This window comes from Bacillus sp. 5B6, from assembly GCF_000259405.1.
Classification (GTDB): Bacteria; Bacillota; Bacilli; order Bacillales; family Bacillaceae; genus Bacillus; species Bacillus velezensis.
In genome coordinates this window covers 191487-209738 of sequence record NZ_AJST01000001.1, presented here as the reverse complement: position 1 = coordinate 209738, position 18252 = coordinate 191487, and the positions used below count along the sequence as shown (strand labels likewise).

17 protein-coding genes are annotated in these 18252 nt (G+C 48.6%); 9 read left to right on the top strand and 8 right to left on the bottom strand.

Features of this window, described 5'->3' with window-relative positions; genetic code table 11:
• Positions 1 to 166 precede the first annotated feature (166 nt).
• Positions 167 to 1645: a peptide MFS transporter gene (locus tag MY7_RS00920; protein WP_029326232.1), complete on the top strand. Its 1479-nt coding sequence runs from the start codon at positions 167 to 169 to the stop codon at positions 1643 to 1645.
• 42 nt (positions 1646 to 1687) lie between these two features.
• Here the strand turns inward: MY7_RS00920 and MY7_RS00915 are convergent, their stop codons facing one another.
• From MY7_RS00915 to MY7_RS00900, 4 genes are read right to left on the bottom strand one after another with little or no spacing between them, the layout of a single operon-like run.
• On the bottom strand, positions 1688 to 2149 hold the full coding sequence (locus MY7_RS00915; protein WP_007609360.1) for a hypothetical protein: 462 nt from the start codon (positions 2147 to 2149) through the stop codon (positions 1688 to 1690).
• On the bottom strand, positions 2149 to 2376 hold the full coding sequence (locus MY7_RS00910; protein ID WP_007410250.1) for a non-oxidative hydroxyarylic acid decarboxylases subunit D: 228 nt from the start codon (positions 2374 to 2376) through the stop codon (positions 2149 to 2151). Before MY7_RS00910 ends, MY7_RS00915 begins: the two co-directional genes overlap by 1 nt.
• 17 nt (positions 2377 to 2393) lie before the next feature.
• A complete protein-coding gene (gene bsdC / locus MY7_RS00905; RefSeq protein ID WP_007609358.1) occupies positions 2394 to 3815 on the bottom strand; it encodes a phenolic acid decarboxylase BsdC in 1422 nt (473 codons plus the stop codon).
• Positions 3816 to 3817: 2 nt separating this feature from the next.
• On the bottom strand, positions 3818 to 4432 hold the full coding sequence (locus tag MY7_RS00900) for a non-oxidative hydroxyarylic acid decarboxylases subunit B (protein ID WP_139325686.1): 615 nt from the start codon (positions 4430 to 4432) through the stop codon (positions 3818 to 3820).
• Positions 4433 to 4525: 93 nt separating this feature from the next.
• Between MY7_RS00900 and MY7_RS00895 the strand changes: the two genes are divergently transcribed.
• The 6 genes from MY7_RS00895 to MY7_RS00870 all read left to right on the top strand — a co-directional run bounded on the left by MY7_RS00895 (position 4526) and on the right by MY7_RS00870 (position 9273).
• Positions 4526 to 5398: a LysR family transcriptional regulator gene (locus MY7_RS00895; protein ID WP_007609344.1), complete on the top strand. Its 873-nt coding sequence runs from the start codon at positions 4526 to 4528 to the stop codon at positions 5396 to 5398.
• 129 nt (positions 5399 to 5527) lie between these two features.
• Entirely contained in the window at positions 5528 to 6325 is a 798-nt protein-coding gene (gene tcyA / locus MY7_RS00890; protein WP_003156373.1) for a cystine ABC transporter substrate-binding lipoprotein TcyA, read from the top strand.
• On the top strand, positions 6312 to 7016 hold the full coding sequence (locus MY7_RS00885) for an amino acid ABC transporter permease (protein WP_007609343.1): 705 nt from the start codon (positions 6312 to 6314) through the stop codon (positions 7014 to 7016). The genes tcyA and MY7_RS00885 overlap by 14 nt, the downstream gene beginning before the upstream one ends.
• Positions 7017 to 7028: 12 nt before the next feature.
• Positions 7029 to 7772 (top strand): cystine ABC transporter ATP-binding protein TcyC, encoded by a 744-nt coding sequence (gene tcyC, locus MY7_RS00880; protein ID WP_007609342.1) that lies wholly within the window; start codon positions 7029 to 7031, stop codon positions 7770 to 7772.
• Between the two features lie 117 nt (positions 7773 to 7889).
• Entirely contained in the window at positions 7890 to 8501 is a 612-nt protein-coding gene (locus MY7_RS00875) for a YczE/YyaS/YitT family protein (RefSeq protein WP_023356699.1), read from the top strand.
• Positions 8502 to 8598: 97 nt separating this feature from the next.
• Positions 8599 to 9273 carry a 4'-phosphopantetheinyl transferase family protein gene (locus tag MY7_RS00870; protein WP_007609336.1) on the top strand — a complete coding sequence of 225 codons (675 nt, stop codon included), beginning with the start codon at positions 8599 to 8601 and terminating at the stop codon, positions 9271 to 9273.
• Here MY7_RS00870 and MY7_RS00865 read toward each other — a convergent pair.
• Positions 9268 to 10578, bottom strand: a complete 1311-nt coding sequence (locus MY7_RS00865; protein WP_007609335.1) for an aminotransferase-like domain-containing protein — start codon at positions 10576 to 10578, stop codon at positions 9268 to 9270. The genes MY7_RS00870 and MY7_RS00865 overlap by 6 nt on opposite strands.
• A 118-nt stretch (positions 10579 to 10696) precedes the next feature.
• On the opposite strand from MY7_RS00865, the gene MY7_RS00860 reads away from it, so the two are divergent.
• A complete protein-coding gene (locus MY7_RS00860; RefSeq protein WP_007609324.1) occupies positions 10697 to 11659 on the top strand; it encodes a DMT family transporter in 963 nt (320 codons plus the stop codon).
• A complete protein-coding gene (locus MY7_RS00855) occupies positions 11656 to 12195 on the top strand; it encodes a YcxB family protein (protein ID WP_007609320.1) in 540 nt (179 codons plus the stop codon). Before MY7_RS00860 ends, MY7_RS00855 begins: the two co-directional genes overlap by 4 nt.
• Before the next feature lie 34 nt (positions 12196 to 12229).
• Here MY7_RS00855 and MY7_RS00850 read toward each other — a convergent pair whose 3' ends face one another.
• The 3 genes from MY7_RS00850 to srfAC all read right to left on the bottom strand — a co-directional run bounded on the left by MY7_RS00850 (position 12230) and on the right by srfAC (position 18249).
• Positions 12230 to 13540, bottom strand: a complete 1311-nt coding sequence (locus tag MY7_RS00850; RefSeq protein WP_007609314.1) for an aminotransferase class I/II-fold pyridoxal phosphate-dependent enzyme — start codon at positions 13538 to 13540, stop codon at positions 12230 to 12232.
• Between the two features lie 121 nt (positions 13541 to 13661).
• Complete coding sequence (gene srfAD / locus MY7_RS00845; RefSeq protein ID WP_007609310.1) at positions 13662 to 14393, bottom strand: surfactin biosynthesis thioesterase SrfAD; 732 nt, start codon at positions 14391 to 14393, stop codon at positions 13662 to 13664.
• Between the two features lie 19 nt (positions 14394 to 14412).
• Positions 14413 to 18249, bottom strand: coding sequence for a surfactin non-ribosomal peptide synthetase SrfAC (srfAC, locus tag MY7_RS00840; protein WP_007609308.1), 3837 nt, complete (start codon positions 18247 to 18249; stop codon positions 14413 to 14415).
• Positions 18250 to 18252: the final 3 nt, after the last annotated feature.

Genomic DNA, 18252 nt, shown 5'->3' with positions numbered 1-18252 from the left:
AATATAACAAAATAAGTCATTGGAATTAGGAAGATTCGTCTATATTCAACGTTTTAATATCTTTTCATTCTGGAATTTTTTGAATTCAGTATAAATTATATTGACACAAGTATTATATAAGAATATGATTTTTGTAATACACTTTTTTAAGAAAGGGTTGGCTCAGGTGGCATCTATTGATAAGGACTCTATAACAGAAACTGTGCCGCAAAGAGGCTTTTTCGGTCATCCCCGCGGCTTGTTTACACTGTTTTTCACCGAATTTTGGGAGCGTTTCTCCTACTATGGTATGAGAGCCATATTGCTTTACTATTTATACACGGAAGTCGCTCATGGCGGTCTCGGCTTTGATAAAACGACCGCAGTTGCCATCATGTCCATATACGGGTCTCTCGTATACATGTCGAGCGTCATCGGCGGATGGCTGGCCGACCGGGTATTCGGCACGGCAAACACCGTATTTTACGGCGGAATTTTAATTATGTTCGGGCACATCGCTCTTGCCTTCCCTGGCAGCACGGCGGCGTTTTTTACCAGCATGGCTCTGATCATTATCGGAACCGGCCTGCTTAAACCAAACGTATCCAGCGTTGTCGGAGATTTATATACGAAGGAAGACGAGCGCCGCGACTCAGGTTTCAGCATCTTTTACATGGGGATCAACCTCGGCGGATTGCTTGCGCCGCTAATTGTCGGAACACTCGGACAGAAGTACAACTACCACTTAGGCTTCGGATGCGCCGCGGCCGGTATGTTCCTCGGACTGATTGTTTTCGCTCTTACGAGAAAGAAATACCTCGGCAAAGCAGGCTCCAATGTACCGAATCCGATTTCTAAATCATCAGTGATCGGCACGGGAATCGGAGTGGTCATCGCAGCAGCCGTTATTATTGTTCTGATTCAAACCGGCTGGCTGACGATCCAGCGTGTGATTGACACCGTCAGTATCCTCGGCATTGTCATTCCGGTTATTTACTTTATCGTGATGTTCACAAGCAAAAAAGCGACGAAAACGGAAAAATCACGGCTTGCGGCTTATGTTCCGCTGTTTATTGCAGCGGCAATGTTCTGGGCGATTCAGGAGCAGGGCGCGACGATTCTTGCTTTATATGCGGATCAGCGCACGAGACTTTCCTTTGCGGGCATGCATCTTGAGTCTTCATGGTTCCAGTCTCTGAACCCGTTATTCATCGTTATTTTCGCGCCGGTGTTCGCGTGGATCTGGATGAAGCTCGGCAAACGCCAGCCTTCAACACCGATTAAATTCGCGATCGGCATTATCCTTGCCGGATTATCATTTTTAGTCATGGTGCTTCCGGTTATGGGCGGAAGCGGCGAGCTTGTGAGCCCGCTTTGGCTTGTGCTCAGCTTCCTTTTGGTTGTGCTTGGTGAGCTTTGCCTTTCACCGGTCGGTTTATCCGTCACAACGAAACTTGCGCCTGCCGCTTTCTCAGCGCAGACGATGAGCATGTGGTTTTTAACAAACGCCTGCGGTCAAGCCCTGAACGCAAAAGTAGTCGGTTTGTTTGATAAGATTTCTGAAGCGGCCTACTTCGGCTCAATCGGTCTTATTTCGATCATTCTTGGTATTATTTTGATTCTTCTGTCTCCCGTTATTAAACGGGCGATGAAAGGCGTACAATAAAAGAAAAGCCTGCGGAATCGTCCGCAGGCTTTTTTTATGCGTCTATCGTTTTAACTCCTCAAGTGTTTCTCTCCATCTCTTCAAGACATCTTCCGGTTCGTCGAGCTGGATGGCCGGTCCGGATGTCAGATCCGCGTATTTCGCCCGATCTTCCTTGACGGTGATCACGCGGCAGCTGAACCGTTCCCGCTCGTGTTTTGCCTCTTTCAGCGGCGGAAGCGCCTCACATTCCAATGTGACGTAATATGCGGCTCCTCCGTGCCAGGCGATGAAAAGAGCTTGTCCCGAATGCAGCAGGCTTTTTACGGTCGTCGTGTTTTTCCATAAGGCGAGCCGGAGATTTGTGCTGCTCACGGCCACGATTTCACCGGCGCTGATCATAGCCGCGTGCGGACGGCCTTCTTTTGTCACAGATTGCAGCACAAACGCGTCGTGCTGCTTTTTTTCAAGCTCCGTCCCGTCTAAAAGTCTGTAAAGCGCCTCCGGCAAGTGCTCCGTCAGCATTACGCTTTTCTTTCCGGGACAGCGGGAACATGTGCGGCCGTCTCCGTTTCTTTCGGATCAATTTTAAATGCCGGGTTGAATGCCGCCGGATTCGTGATGCTTTCCGGTTCACAGGATCTCCATGTGAAAAAGCAGGTTTGGCATTGGTATATTTCCCAAGCGCCTTTGACCGGCGATTGGCTGACGGTTTCTCCTTTTTTCGATTCACAGCGCGGGCATGTTTTCATTGCAACCTCATCCTTTCTTATTGATTCATTAAGTCCATCAGTTTTTGTTCCCACTCTTTCGTTGTCAGCGGAGAATCAAGCGGCTGCGAATAATGGCCTCTTGTTTCCGGCGCGACAGGCGTTGTGGCGTCAAGAATCATTTTGTGTGTCATCCCTGCCGGATCAGACCCCGGATCAAGCGGAAGGACGGACAGGTCAGGAATGATGACTGCATCGTGTTTCGGATGCATTTTCGTTGAGAGCGCCCACATGACTTGCGGCAGGTTAAACGGATCGACATCTTCATCCACGACAATGACCATTTTGCAGTAACCGAGTCCGTGCGGCGTCGTCAGGGCGCGCATGCCGACCGCCTTGGCAAATCCGCCGTAGCGCGTTTTCGTGGAAATAATGGCGATCAGCCCGTGCGTATACATCGCATTCACGGCGACAATTTCGTTCGGATAAGCTTCCTTGAGCTGCTGGTAAAGCGGCACGCACGTATTAATGCCGATCATATAATCGCACTCCGTCCACGGCATGCCTAAGTATAAATGTTCAAAGATCGGATTGTTTCTATGATATACCCGTTTGATTTTGATCACCGGCATGCTGCGGCCGCCGGAATAATGGCCCGTGAACTCACCGAAAGGTCCTTCGTATTCCCGTTTTCCCGCAAGGATCTCTCCTTCCAGAACGACTTCAGCGCCCCAAGGGATGTCTAAATCAGACAATTTAGATTTGACGATTCTGTAGGGCTCCCCTTGAATCGCGCCGGCCATTTCATACTCGGATTGATCGTATAACAGCGGAGTTGACGCAGCCGTCGTAATCACCGGCTCACAGCCGAGCGCGATCGTAACGGGAAGATTCACGCCGCGTTCTTCAGCTTGGCGAAGATGAATCGCAATATCATGCTGAGGCACGGGCTGAATGCCGAGGCGGTCTTTTCCCTTTACCTGCATTCTGTAAATGCCGACATTCTGCTTGCCGAAATTGTCCGGATCTTCAAGATCGCGGGAAATGACACACGCTTTATCCAAATAGTAGCCGCCGTCCCCCTGGTTGATTCTGAATAGCGGAAGGATGTCAAATAGATTGATATCTTCCGTTATTTCATTTTCATGAAACGGCGCGGTTTCTTCCCGTTTGACCGGCACCGGAAATGCATCGTACCGTTTGGCAAACTCAAAGAATTGTTCTTTTACAGGCGTATCTTTCGGCATGCCGAGCATCATCGCGTGATTCGGCCACGAGCCGATGACATTCAGAGCCACCTGCGCATGGTGATGTCCGTAAATATTGTTAAACAAAAGCGCAGGGGTTTTATCCCCGAGATTGCTGGCTGCACGCGCGGCGGCGCCCAGATCCGGCTCCGGTTTTACTTCTTCGTTGACTGTTAAGAGCTGCCCTTCTTTTTCAAGAGCGGCGAGAAATTCCCTAAAATCCTGATAGGCCATTATCAGATTCCTCCTTTTTGTTTTTCAATTCCGTACCACCGTTTCGCTTTCGGTAGACGGATGCCGAACTGATCGAGCGTCCGGAACACAATATGGTCGATCAATTCATCCATGTCAGCCGGCTTGTTATAGAATGCCGGCATCGGCGGAAGAATGACGGAACCCATTTTTGTAAGCGCTAGCATATTTTCTAAATGAATTTGGCTGAGCGGCGTTTCTCTTGTCAGCAGCACAAGTTTTTTCCGCTCCTTCAGAATGACGTCAGCCGACCTTGTCAGCAGATTGTCAGCCATTCCGGTGCGGATGCTTGCCAGTGATTTCATGCTGCACGGAGCGATGATCATCCCGTCCGTTTCAAACGAACCGCTTGAAATCGCCGCTGCCTGGTCTTTGTGAGAATACGTATAGGATGCGAGTTTCTCGACATCTTTTAACGTATAATCGGTTTCATGGGTAATGGTGACATTTGCCCAAGGAGACACGACAAGATGGGTTTCGATCTCCGCGGCTTTTAAATATTCTAAAAGCCTGATCCCGAATATGGCTCCCGTTGCCCCGGTCATTCCGATGACGAGCTTCATATTGACCCCTCCTTTACGCTTGAAATGTGGTGTCAAAACCATCATACTCCTGATATATCCATATGAAAAATATTCGTTAAATCTATGTATCATACCTTAAAGGTATAAAAGAAAGGAGCGAGCGTTCTCATGGATATCCGGCAATTGCGTTATTTCATCACCATTGCCCAAGAGCAGAAAATCACGACGGCCGCCAAAAAGCTTCATATGGCACAGCCGCCTTTAAGCAGACAGCTGAAACAGCTCGAAGAAGAATTGGGCGTCATTCTGTTTGACCGCAATAAAAAGAAACAAATGACCCTTACATATGAAGGAAATGTCTTTTTGAAAAGAGCGAAAGAGATTCTTCACAAGTTTGAGGATGCCATTATCGAGGTACAAGAGCTGAAGGAAGAAGTGGCCGGCACACTTGCCGTCGGGTCAACCATTTACTGCGCAGCGCTCATGCTTGAGAAAGTGTCACAGATGAAAGAGCGGTTTCCGCATCTCACCTTTAACATTTGGGAAGATGAACCCGTCTCACTGCTTGAGCTTCTGGAAACCCGGCAGATTGACGCCGCCGTCACCACCACCTTGATTAAAAACGACGGCATTGAATCGAAGGAGCTTGAAGACATTCCGTGTGTATTGGTGCTGTCCGAGCATTCAAAACGAATGTGCGGAGAAACGATTAAACTGAATGACATCGCCTCTTTGCCTCTGATCCTTTTGCGCACCGTCAATGGAAGAGGTGTGTATGACCAAGTCCTCCAAGTTTGTGAACAGTACGGTCTCGACCTCCAGGTTGTCTGTGAATGCCATGACTCCGCGACGCTCTTGAGCCTCGTATCATCAGGGTTCGGCGCCACAATTCTGCCTTTGACGATGATTCCCGTCCATATGCGCTCGCATGTCAAAACGGTTATCATCGAAGACAACCCGTTTGTCATGACACCGGCCGTCATCTGGAGGAAAGACAGCTACCTGCCGAAGCCTGTCATACAGTTTTTGGAATTATTTTGATCCCGGAACACGAAGAATTCCCGCTCATGAAAACCAATTACTTGACTCATACTAAAAAAAAGTTATCCTTTACAATTGGGAGCTATTTTTTCTCAATAAAACTACTCAGAAAAGTGGGGAATAAAGAAGATGAAAAAAGCATTATTCGCTTTGTTCATGATGGTCAGCATCGCAATGCTTGCAGCCTGCGGAAACTCACAGGACAGCGGATCTAAGTCAAAAGACGGCGATCTTTGGGCTTCTGTCAAGAAAAAAGGCGTACTGACCGTCGGCACAGAAGGAACGTACGAACCGTTTACCTTCCATGATAAAAAGACTGACAAACTGACCGGATATGATGTTGAAGTGATTCAAGAAGTCGCGAAACGCCTCGGTCTGAAAGCTGACTTTAAAGAAACACAATGGGACAGCATGTTTGCCGGTTTAAACGCGAAACGGTTTGACGTCGTCGCCAACCAAGTCGGCAAAACAGGCCGTGAGAACCAATATGATTTTTCTGATAAATACACAACGTCAAATGCAGTCGTCGTGACGAAAAAAGACAGCACGATTGCGAAAGAGGCTGATGTCAAAGGAAAAACAGCGGCTCAGTCATTAACAAGCAATTACAATAAATTAGCGAAAGAAGCCGGCGCAAAAATTGAAGGCGTTGAAGGCATGGCGCAATCCCTTCAGCTCATTCAGCAGGGCCGCGCTGATCTGACTTACAACGATAAGCTTGCCGTACTGAACTACTTAAAAACGTCCGGCAATAAAAACGTGAAAATCGCGTTTGAAGCAGGCCAGCCGCAGCAGACGTATTTCGCATTCCGAAAAGGAAGCGGCGAACTTGTGACTCACGTCAACAAGGCGTTAAAAGAAATGAAAGAGGACGGGACTCTTTCTAAAATAGCTAAAAAATGGTTCGGCGAAGATGTTTCTAAGTAACTTGCCGGAGCCCGTGATTGCAACAGCCATTCCATGGGATCTGGTGCAGCAGTCATTCTGGCCGATTCTTTCCGGGGGAATCTATTACTCGATTCCCCTTACCATTCTTTCCTTTATTTTCGGAATGATCATCGCGCTGATTACGGCGCTCGCCAGAATGTCAAATATGAAACCATTGAGATGGGTGTTCAGCGTATACGTATCAGCGGTGCGCGGCACTCCTCTTCTCGTTCAATTGTTCATCATTTTTTATCTGTTCCCGACATTTAATATTACGCTGGACCCTTTCCCAAGCGCAGTCATCGCGTTTTCATTAAACGTGGGCGCCTACGCTTCTGAAATCATCCGGGCATCTATTTCATCCGTGCCGAAAGGGCAATGGGAAGCCGGTTATACGATCGGCATGACCTATCGCAAGACATTGTTCCGCGTGATCCTGCCGCAGGCGTTTCGCGTGTCCATTCCGCCATTATCAAATACATTTATCAGCCTGATCAAGGATACATCTCTCGCGTCACAGATTCTCGTCGCGGAGCTTTTCAGAAAAGCGCAGGAAATCGGCGCGCAAAACCTTGATCAAATCTTGGTCATCTATATTGAAGCCGCCTTTATTTATTGGATCATCTGCTTCTTGCTGTCAATCGTACAGCACGTGATCGAACGGCGTCTCGACCGTTATGTGGCCAAATAAGGAGGTTTCGATATGCTTTCCGTCAAAGGATTAAATAAATCATTCGGACAGAATGAAATTTTAAAAAAGATAGATATGGAGATAGAAAAAGGGAAAGTCATCGCCATTCTGGGGCCGTCCGGTTCAGGAAAAACGACGCTTCTGCGCTGTCTGAACGCGCTTGAGATTCCCAATCGCGGCGAGCTGGCATTCTCCGATTTTTCAATAGATTTCTCCAAAAAAGTGAAGCAGGCTGATATTCTTCGCCTCCGCCGCAAATCAGGCATGGTCTTTCAGGCGTATCATCTGTTTCCTCACCGCACGGCGCTTGAAAACGTCATGGAAGGACCCGTTCAAGTGCAAAAGCGCGACAAGGAGCAAGTGAGAAAAGAAGCGATAGAGCTTCTGGAAAAAGTCGGACTGAAAGACAAAATGGATTTATATCCGTTCCAGCTTTCCGGCGGTCAGCAGCAGCGTGTCGGAATCGCCCGCGCGCTTGCGATTCAGCCCGAGCTGATGCTGTTTGACGAACCGACGTCAGCGCTTGATCCGGAGCTGGTCGGCGAGGTGCTCAAAGTGATTAAGGATCTGGCGAACGAAGGCTGGACGATGGTCGTCGTCACCCATGAAATCAAATTCGCGCAGGAAGTGGCCGATGAAGTCATCTTCATTGACGGCGGCGTCATTGTGGAACAAGGACCGCCGGCCCACATTTTTTCCGCGCCGAAAGAAGAACGCACGCAGCGGTTTTTAAATCGTATACTGAATCCTTTGTAGGAGCGGGAGAAGAAGCGAAACACTGATTTCGCTTCTTCTTTTTTTTGGCGGTTATGCTACAATGACAATTAATGAAATTTTATGAAAGAAGGGACCTCTTTGAAGCGGGAATTCTTGATGCGCTGGACGTTTTATTTTGCCGGTCTGTTGATTTTGTCTTTCGGGGTATCGTTAACCATTAAAGGAAAAGCTCTCGGCATCAGCCCTTGGGATGCCTTTCATTATGGGCTTTTTCAGCATTTCGGGCTTTCTGTCGGCCAATGGTCCATCGTGGTCGGCGCGGTCATTGTGGCTTTAACCTGCCTGTTCACGAGGACACTCCCGAAAATCGGCGCTATCTTAAACATGGTGCTGATGGGAATGTTTATTGATTTCTTTTCGTTTCTGCTTCCTGAGACGCACGCTTTTTCCTTAGCGGCCGTGTGTTTTTCTATCGGATTGCTGCTGATCGGCTGCGGCGTCGGTATTTACGTATCAGCAGGGCTCGGCGCGGGCCCCCGGGACTCTCTGATGATGCTGATATCTGAAAAAACGGGCTGGAACGTGCAATGGGTGCGGAACGGCATTGAGCTGACGATTCTTGCCGCAGCCTGGATGATGGGCGGACCGATCGGCGCCGGAACCATTATTACGGCTGTTTTGACGGGGCTGATTCTGCGTTTTTCTTTGCCGCAGTCCTCTAAACTGTTAACATACGCGATCTCCGGGCGGGCAACGTCCGTTCATTAAAAACAAAGCCGAAACGGTTTTGTTTTTTATTTTCGGACAGCTTTCGTCTGATATGATAGGATGGTTTTGACAATATTTTCAGACGGAGGAGCTGGACATGAAGATTTACGGAGTATATATGGACCGCCCGCTTTCTGCAGGGGAAGAGGATCGGATGATGGCGGCCGTGTCCGCCGAAAAGCGGGAAAAATGCCGGCGCTTTTACCATAAGGAGGATGCTCACCGCACCTTGATCGGCGACATGCTGATCCGCACCGCTGCGGCGAAGGCTAACGGACTTGATCCGGCCGGGATTTCATTCAGCGTTCAGGAATACGGAAAGCCGTACATCCCCGCGCTTCCGGACATGCACTTTAATATTTCCCACTCCGGTCGCTGGATCGTGTGCGCCGTTGATTCAAAACCGATCGGCATTGATATTGAAAAAATGAAGCCCGGCACGATTGATATCGCCAAACGGTTTTTTTCGCCGAGGGAATACAGTGATCTGCAAGCGAAACACCCCGATCAGCAGACCGATTATTTTTACCACCTGTGGTCGATGAAAGAAAGCTTTATCAAACAGGCCGGAAAAGGGCTTTCCCTGCCGCTTGATTCATTCAGCGTCCGCCTCAAAGACGACGGCCATGTGTCCATTGAGCTCCCGGACGGACATGAACCTTGTTTCATCCGCACATATGAGGCGGACGAGGAGTATAAGCTGGCCGTTTGTGCGGCGCATCCCGATTTTTGTGACGGGATTGAGATGAAAACGTATGAAGAGCTGTTATAAGCAATCCGTCAGCATTTTGATGCCTCGCGTGATATCCCCTGTCTTGACGTTGGACACGTTGAGTTTGATGATATTTTCTTTCGGAAAATCCGATAGGTAATGGCTGTCAATCGGCTCCACCAGCACGCCTTGCGCTTTCAGACGTTGCACAACTCTTGAAGCGGAAAGGCTTTTCTCCAGCACGAGATGGGTATGGATCGACGTTTGCTTTACAGAAAAACCGTCGTACTCCTGCAGCGCGTTTTGGAGCAGCTCGGAACGTGCTCTGTAAGAGGCCCGGATTTTTTCTTTATGCCTTTTGAACATGCCGCTTTTGATATACACTTCAAGGGCCGCTTGGGATATCATCGAACAGTCGATATCGCTCAGCTTTTTATACGTATGGAAAACCGGGGCCAGCGAATCCGGGAGCACAGCCGCTCCAACACGCAGCCCCGGAAAAATCATTTTCGAAAAGCTTTTCAAATAAATCACGCGGGAAGACAGATCGTAGGCGTACAGCGGGTCTGCCTTCTGATTGTCCTCTAAATCTCCTAGGAAATCATCCTCAACCAAATAAACGTCATACGCCTCCGCTAATCGGACAAGCTCTCGTTTTTGCCATTCTGTCAGAGAGCTGCCGAGCGGATTATGAAATCGGGGCATCGTGTAAAAAAACTTAATTTCCTCCGTCTGAAACAGCCGCTCGACTTCCGCCATATCAAGCCCCTCAGCCGTCCGTTTAATGCCGCAGGCGGGAAGGCGCAGCGCTTCAAGCTGCTCCACCATCAGATGATAGCCCGGCTGTTCGATTAAAATCTTCTTTTTTCCGTTCGGAAACGGCATCAGAGACAGCAGGGATAACGCCTGCTGCACACCCGAGGTGATAAAAATGTTCCGCTCTTTTGCAAATACCTGATAATCGGATAACAGCGTCTGAAGCACCCGGATTAAAGACGGAAGCCCCTGCGGCGTGCCGTAAATGAACAAATCATTTTTATACATATCAATGGCTTTGTTGATGCAATGCTGAAAGTCGCGGTACGGAAAAATATCAGGGTCCGGCGCCGAGGCTGCAAAATCAATGATACCTGTTTGTTCTCGCTCCTGCTTTTTGTCATTTTTAATAAGATAGTAGCCGCTTTTCGGCACGGCATAAATAATGTGCCGTTTTTCAAGCTCCTGAAGCGCACGGATGACGGTGCTTTTACTGACGTGAAAACGCTCGGCCAGCTGCCTGATAGAAGGCAGCCGCGCCCCTTCCTGAAAAGTGCCGCCTTCAATGAGACTCTCCACTTCTATCATCACGTTCATATACTTTTCCATGCTGAACCTCCATCTGTACCGGTACAGTTTATCATTATTCTCATTGTACTGCTTCTTCCCTTCCCATACAATAAAAGGGAGCGGCCGGCGCTCGATCTCATTAAAGGAGTTCGTAAAGATGATTAATCAAAACCGTTTGGCTGCTGCTTACCTCGCTGCCATTTTAAATGCGCTGATTATCGGTTTTTCCTTTATATTTGTCAAGATTGCGCTTCAATCCGCCAATCCGTTTGATATATTGGCTCATCGGTTCACAGCGGCCTTCATCTGTGCAATGCTTCCTGTTTTATTCGGCTGGATCAAACTGTCCGTCAGCTGGAAGAATTTGCTGGCGATCTTGCCTTTGGCCCTTTTATATCCGGCTTTGTTTTTCAGTTTTCAGGCGTTCGGCCTTTTGTATTCTTCATCATCGGAAGCCGGTATCATTCAAGCCGCCATCCCGATTTTTACGATGCTGTTTTCGTCTTACTTTTTAAAGGAACGTCCGACATGGGCGCAAAAGGGATTCACATGCCTGTCAGTGGCCGGGGTGGTATTTATTTTCACAATGAAAGGGGTGTCCGCGGAATCGGCGAGTTTTAAAGGTGCTTTCCTGATCCTGTTGTCCGCGCTGTCCTCCGCCCTTTACAATACGGCAGCGAGACGCATGACCCAGCGTTTTTCATTGGGTGAGCTGACCTGGTGCATGTCTGCGATCGGCTTTGCTTCCTTCAACTGCATCGCTCTCTTCCGGCACGGAGCGGAAGGAACGATCGGGCAGTATTTTCTGCCCTTCCGCGATCCCGGTTTTATCGCAGCGATTCTGTATTTAGGCATTTTGTCTTCTCTCATTACATCATTGATGTCAAACTACGCGCTGTCCAAGATTGAAGCGTTTAAGATGAGCGCCTTTAACAATTTGTCCGTCATCGTGACGATGCTTGCGGGTGTCCTCGTTCTCCATGAGTCACTCCGCTGGTATCATATCGCCGGCGCCGTCTGTATCGTCATCGGAGTCTTGGGAAGCAATGCTTCAGGACGGCGGAAAAAAAGCATATTACGACATAGGGAAAAAATGAAAGGAAACGAAGACGGAATATGATCAACACACGAAATGAAAATATCTATCTCGCGGGCTGCTTAACATTTGCCGATGTAAGAAAACACTTTGCTTATCATCAAGGAAAATCCGCGGCTGTCTGTTTTTTGATTATGCTGCTGGCTTCTGCCATCTGTTTTGAAATGAACGGCCCGGTTACAGGCGGCACATGGGGCGTCAGAGCTCTCCTGAATTTCCTTGCAGCTGTGATTCTCTCTTTGGCAGTCACGGTGATCACAACGGCAATCTCATTCTTCCGTCTTTACAGAACATACAAAACGAATCAGCGGCTGAAATCTGCCAGAAGTATTACGATTCATCAGCTCGGAATCAGCCAAAAACAAAAAAACGCAAGCATTCTTTTTGAATGGGATGAACTGCTCTCGGCTAGGGAGCACAAAGATATGTTTCGATTACAAACATCGGGTTACGGAACACTTCTGCTGCCGAAACGACTTTTCTATTCGCAAAAAGATATCGCCGTTTTCAGGCAAATGCTCCGGGAAAATGTGAATGGGAAAGTAAATGTAACAGAATAAAAGACAAAAAGGAGGGTGTCCCCCTCCTTTTTTGTCAGCCTGATATTTCCGCCTGTTTCTGCAGCTGCTTTGCTTCTTGATAAATTTCTTCGAACAGATCCGCGATGTGTTCCTCTTCAACACATGAAAATGCGATTCGCAAATCGGTTTCATTAATGGATATCGTCCCGATTCCTCTCTTTTCAAGCAACGACACTCTCAATTCGCCGGCGTTTATGTCTTTCAGCCGGACACACATGAAGTAGCCCGAGTTAAACGGGTAAGGCGTCCATACGTCTTCATAGTGCTTGTTTTCTGCAAGAACGGCTTTCACTTTGTCAGCCCGTTTTTTCATGATGTTATATTTCAGCGATTTTTCTTTCTCGTATTCCGGTGACTGCATCGCCCGCAGCATAAACGTTTGGGACGGGTGCGGGGCGCTTGAAATCGTTCCCCTGATAATCCCTTTTGTTTTTTCCTCGAGCACGCGCAGCGCTTTTTCGCTTTTTGTGCTGTACGTAATAAAACCGACGCGGAAGCCCCACGCGTAATTTTCCTTCGTCGCGCCGTCTATTTTCACGCAAAGCACCCGGTCGTGCACTTGGGCGAGTTTGCTGAAGATGGATTCCTGAATGGCCGTTTCATCGTAAAACAGATTGTAATACGCATCGTCTACGAGCACGACAATCTCTTTGCCGGCTTCTGCCGCCTCCAGGATCACGCTGACGATTTCTGCCGCTTCCTCTTCCCCCGGCGTGTAGCCTGTCGGATTATTCGGGAAATTCAGCACGACAATCGCCTTTTCTTTCTGCTTTTTCAGCAGCTCGGACAGCCCCGCCGCATTAAAACGCCCATCCTGCTGAAAAAGCGGGTACGTCTCAATGGACGCCTTGCGCCGGACACCGAAAATGAAATTGTAATTTCCCCAATATTTATCAGGCAGAAGCAGTGTATCCCCTTCATTGACGAACAAGTCGGCGGCGATGCTCAGCCCGTGTGTTAAAGCGTTTGTCACGATCGGCGTGCTGATGTCTTTGCCGGCTAATGAAGGGTTTTCGAGACGCATTTTTTTCAGCCATTCCTGTCTGAGCGGCTCTTTTCCCTGCGGCGGAGCATAATCGTAGATATCATCGGGGTTATAGGCGGACAGTGTCTCTTGAATATGGGAAAAGTGCATGGACTCGCCTTGTGAGGTGGCAATCCCGATCGTGGCATTATACTTTCCGGCCTTGGCTTTCGCTTCCGCCGATTGTGTCAGCACCCCTTTCGGATAAAACAACTCTCTGCCCAAATCAGAAAGCATATGAAGCACGTGCGGGTTTTCTTCAGATAATGTTCTGTTCAGCTCTTTTGCTGCATCATTCATGTACGACAATCCCTTCAAAATTATATTCCATCAAATCATAACATAAAATTTTTGATAAATGAGAAAACGCGCGGGCGGATTTTGTTACAAAAAACAGACAGCGAATGCTGTCTGTCATATCCTATAACAATTGGCCTGCAGTGCTCCTGTTAATAATCTCATAGATTCGTTCCGCCACTTTTTCAGTTTCACTTAATATGAACATGTGGCCGTCCGAAAACTCATGAAATACGGGATTGTCGGCCCATTTTTTCCATCCGTCCGCATCTTTGATACATTTTTTATCTTTCCGCCCGTTAAAAATATGGACGGGTGATTGAATCATGTGAGAATCAGACGGACGGAAGCTTTCAAGCGCGCGGTAGTCGGATCTGAAAGAAGGCAGGAAAAATGACATGACCTCCTTATTCTCCACTAACTCCTGCGGCATTCCGCCAAGCTCGATAATATGGGCGAGAAATTTTTCATCATCAAGATGAGACACTTTTTTCCTTTCCACGTGCGGCGGCTGAATGGCTGAGATGATCACGGCCTGCGGGTAAATACCCTCCCGCTCCAGCTTTTGCGCCAGCCTGAAAGCGACCATGCCTCCCATACTGTGGCCGAACAGCACAAACGGGCGGTCAGGATGGAGATTCAACTCCTGCTTGTATAAACTGACAAGCTGTTCAAAATCCTCAACGGGGGACATTTGATTTGTTCCGTGTCCCGGCGGTTCCGCGGCAAGCATCTCACACTCACCTTGAAGATAGGTGTGGAGCGGGCGGAATGATGCGGAATAGCCTCCTGCGAACGGAAAACAGATAAGCTGCGTTTTTTCCGTGGTATCGAACGATTTAAAGAGCTGGACCATTGGCGGGCTTCCTCCTTTTCTATCGTGAAGTTGTCAGCTTCAGATGTTCCTTCCTTAGGAATTCGAGCAAATATGCCGCATTCCTTTCGAGACATTCTCCCTGAAGCATTTCTGCGTGCGTGCCGCAGCCTTTTTTCACACGGTATTCACCTGTCGTGGCTTCCTCCCACGAAGCGAGCCACGGCGGCATCGCAAAGTCCGGTTCTGACGTTAATAGATCTATATCCGCTTTGACCGTGCCGGTGCTGACGGTATGCACGAAATAAGAATAAAACGCGTTTGTTTTTTTGGCGAGCCCTTCTTTGACGGCTTCGTTATTCAGCGCTTCATTGTCCCGGTTTACCTTCATCAGCGCCTGGACATCACTTTCTACGGTGCGGCCTTCTAAGTCGCTGATGCCTTGTTTTCTATAAGAATCAACCATGATCAGCCGCTCCACTTTACGTCCTTCGGCTTCAAGCCGTTTGGCCGTTTCAAAGGCGAGCGTGCAGCCTGCCGAGTATCCGAACATCTTGACCGGTCCTTCCGGCTGGAGCTGATTGATCAGCTCTGTGTAGCGTTCGATGCGGTTGTCTTCCTCGATAAAATCAAACGCACAGATTCTATAGCCGGACAGCTGTTTTGCCAGCGGCTGGTACATCAGCCCGTAACCGAGAACCGGCGGGAACGCAAACAGTGTGTCAGACTGATTTTTATTCATGATGGTGAGATCTTTCATTCCTTTTTCTTCACCGTGAAGCAGATAACCGGCAATGTCTGCGATTGTCGTCGCTTCGAATAACAGCTGCACCGGAATGTCCGTACCGAGCTCTTTTTTAATGCGCGACGCTGCCGTCATCGCTTTTAAGGAATGGCCTCCGAGCGCAAAGAAATCATCATGAATCCCAATCTGCTGTCTGCCGAGGATGTCGGACCAGATGTGTGCAATTGTTTCTTCCGTCGCGTTTCGAGGCCCGATCCATTCTTTCGCCGCCTGAGCCTGATCCGGTTTCGGCAGCTGCCGTTTATTGACCTTCCCGTTTGTCGTTAACGGAAGCTCCTCTAAGAAAGTAAAGGTTTGCGGCACCATGTAAGCAGGAAGCTGTTTTTTCAAGTGCCTCTTTACGTCTTCAGCTGAAAGCGGCGTCCGGTTCACGAGGTAGGCGTTGATTGATGCATCTCCGGACTCATGAAGGTCCGCAACAACGACCGCATCTTTCACACCCGGGTATTCCTGCAGCTGCTTTTCGATTTCTTCAAGCTCAATCCGGTGTCCGCGTATTTTGACCTGGTCGTCAATACGCCCGGCGTATTCAATTGTTCCATCCGGCAGCCAGCGTGCTAAATCCCCTGTGCGGTAAAGCGTTTCTCCCGGCTTGAACGGATTTGGAATAAACGTTTGCTTCGTCAGGTCATGACGGTTCAGATACCCTTTTGATACACCCATTCCGCTGATGCACAGTTCACCGACAGCCCCAAATGGCTGAAGCTGATTTTGCCCGTTAAGAATATAAACACTTGCATTGCTGATCGGCTTTCCGATCGGCAATGAGGAAATGGAATCCGGTATATCATGCACGACGTGAGCTGTCGCAAACACCGTGCCCTCAGTCGGCCCGTAGCAATTAATCAGCTTGCCAGGCCCCATGATCTCAAACGCCTTTCTGACGTGAGGCACTGACGCGCGCTCACCCCCGAATAACACACAGCGAAGCTCCTTCAGCCACTCCTCTCCCGCATCGGTGAGAAGATTAAAAAGTGCGGTTGTCGCAAACATGACATTGACATTCTCCTGCCGGATCAGATCAGTGAGCCGTTCTGTATCAAGCAGTGTATGTTCATCTGCGATAATGAGCCGTGCCGCATTCAGTATTGATGCGTAGAAATCAAAGGTAAATGCGTCAAAGGCGTAATTGGAAACAGATAAGAACGTATCTTTTTCAGAAAATGCCATGTAATCTACATGCTTGACCAACCCTTGAATATTGGCATGAGTGGTGATATTGCCCTTCGGCTTTCCGGTTGTGCCGGACGTATACATAATATACGCCGGATCATCGGGATCAATTGCGGCTGCAGGATCGCTTGCCTGTTCCTCAAACCGTGCTTGATCATCGATGATGAGTGTTGTTCCTGTATACGGCAGCTGAGCCGCTTTTTCTTTCATCTCCTGATGTGTCAGCAGACAGGCTGCCGCACTGTCAGCCAGCATGTACGAGATTCGGTCTTCCGGCAGCTTCGGATCAACCGGCAGATAAGCCGCTCCTGCTTTTAATACGCCGAGAATGCCGATCACCAGTTCAAGCGAGCGCTTCGTGTACAACGCGACAACGGAGCCTTTGCCCGCACCTTGCTTTTGCAAACGGCGCGCAAGACGGTTCGCTTCCTCATCTAATTCACGATAGGAAAGAGTCTGGCCGGAATACGTAAGCGCCGGCGCATCAGGATTTACATTCACCGCTTCCTTGAACCAATCCGTCAGAGGCTTCGCCTGATGAGTCTGAGCCGGCGGGTTTAAGCCGGTAAGCAGAAGCTCTCTTTCCTTTTCATCAACAAGTCTGATCGTATTGACAGGCTGATCCGGCTTCTGGATGAGCTGCTGAATCGCTGTGAGAAGCTGAGATTTTAAGCGCAGGATAAACGCCTCATCAAACACATTCCCGTTATAGGCAAGCTTAATCAGCATTTCATCACCTGGAGAAGCCATCAGGTTGAGATTATAATTCGATTTCTCAAAAACGTGTACATCCTCCATATCAAAGCCGTTTTCACTGTTCTCTTCATTTTTTGCATCCTGAAGCGGATAATTTTCAAACACAATGATGTGGTCAATCAGCTTTGGCTGATCGGCCTGGCTTTGGATGTCATAGAGCGGCACATATTGATGCGGCTCAGACTGCAGCGATTGCTCCTGCAGCTGCTTGAGCAAGCCGTTAAATGTGGTATCCTCAGACAGCTTCACCCGCCTCGGAACAGCATTGATAAACAGCCCGACCATATGTTCAACGCCTTTGATTTCTGCGGGACGCCCGGAAACGACTGTGCCGAAGATCAAATCGCCGGACTGCTGGTAGCGGCTGATTAATACACTCCAAACCGCCTGCAGCGCCGTACTCAAAGTGGTATGCTGCGATTTTGCAAGCTCGGTAAATGCTTTTGTTTCCTCCTCCGGCAGTGAGAAGAGCAACTCTTTCGGCTCATAGCCGTCCTTTTGTTTCTTTCTTTGCTCCGCAAACGTCGTTTGTCCTTCAAAATCTTCTAAGTACCCGCGCCAGTAATGCAGTGATGCTTGTTTATCCTGCTTTTCAAGCCACTTGATATAGTCTTTATACGGTTTGACCGGCGGCAGGCTGTACGGCTTTTGTTCGCGCAGGGCATTGTATACCTTAAACAGATCCTGCACGACGATGCCGAAGCACCAGCCGTCCAAAATGATGTGGTGGTAGCTCCACACCCATTCAAAGCTTTCTTCCGATTTTTTAAAAATGGCTGCCCGCATCGGAATATCCCGCGTCAAATCAAAGCCCTTGATCTTATCCTGTTCTTTGTATTCATTGATTTTGGCTGTTTGCTCGCTGTCCGTTACATGTGTCAGATCGATTTCTTCTATCTGAAACTGCCGTTTTTTCAATACGACTTGGACCGGCCTTTTTACTTTTTCGTGAATGAACACGGTACGAAATACATCGTACCGGTCCATGATCACATTCATGCTTTCTTCAAGGCATTTGATATTCAAGCTGCCTTTTACTTTCATTGTCATTTGTTCGATGTAAAAACTTTGGCCGGGATTCAGGAGAGTATGAAACAGCATTCCCTCCTGCATCGGCGACAAATAATACATGTCCTGAACTTGATCTTTTTTGAACTGGCTCATCTG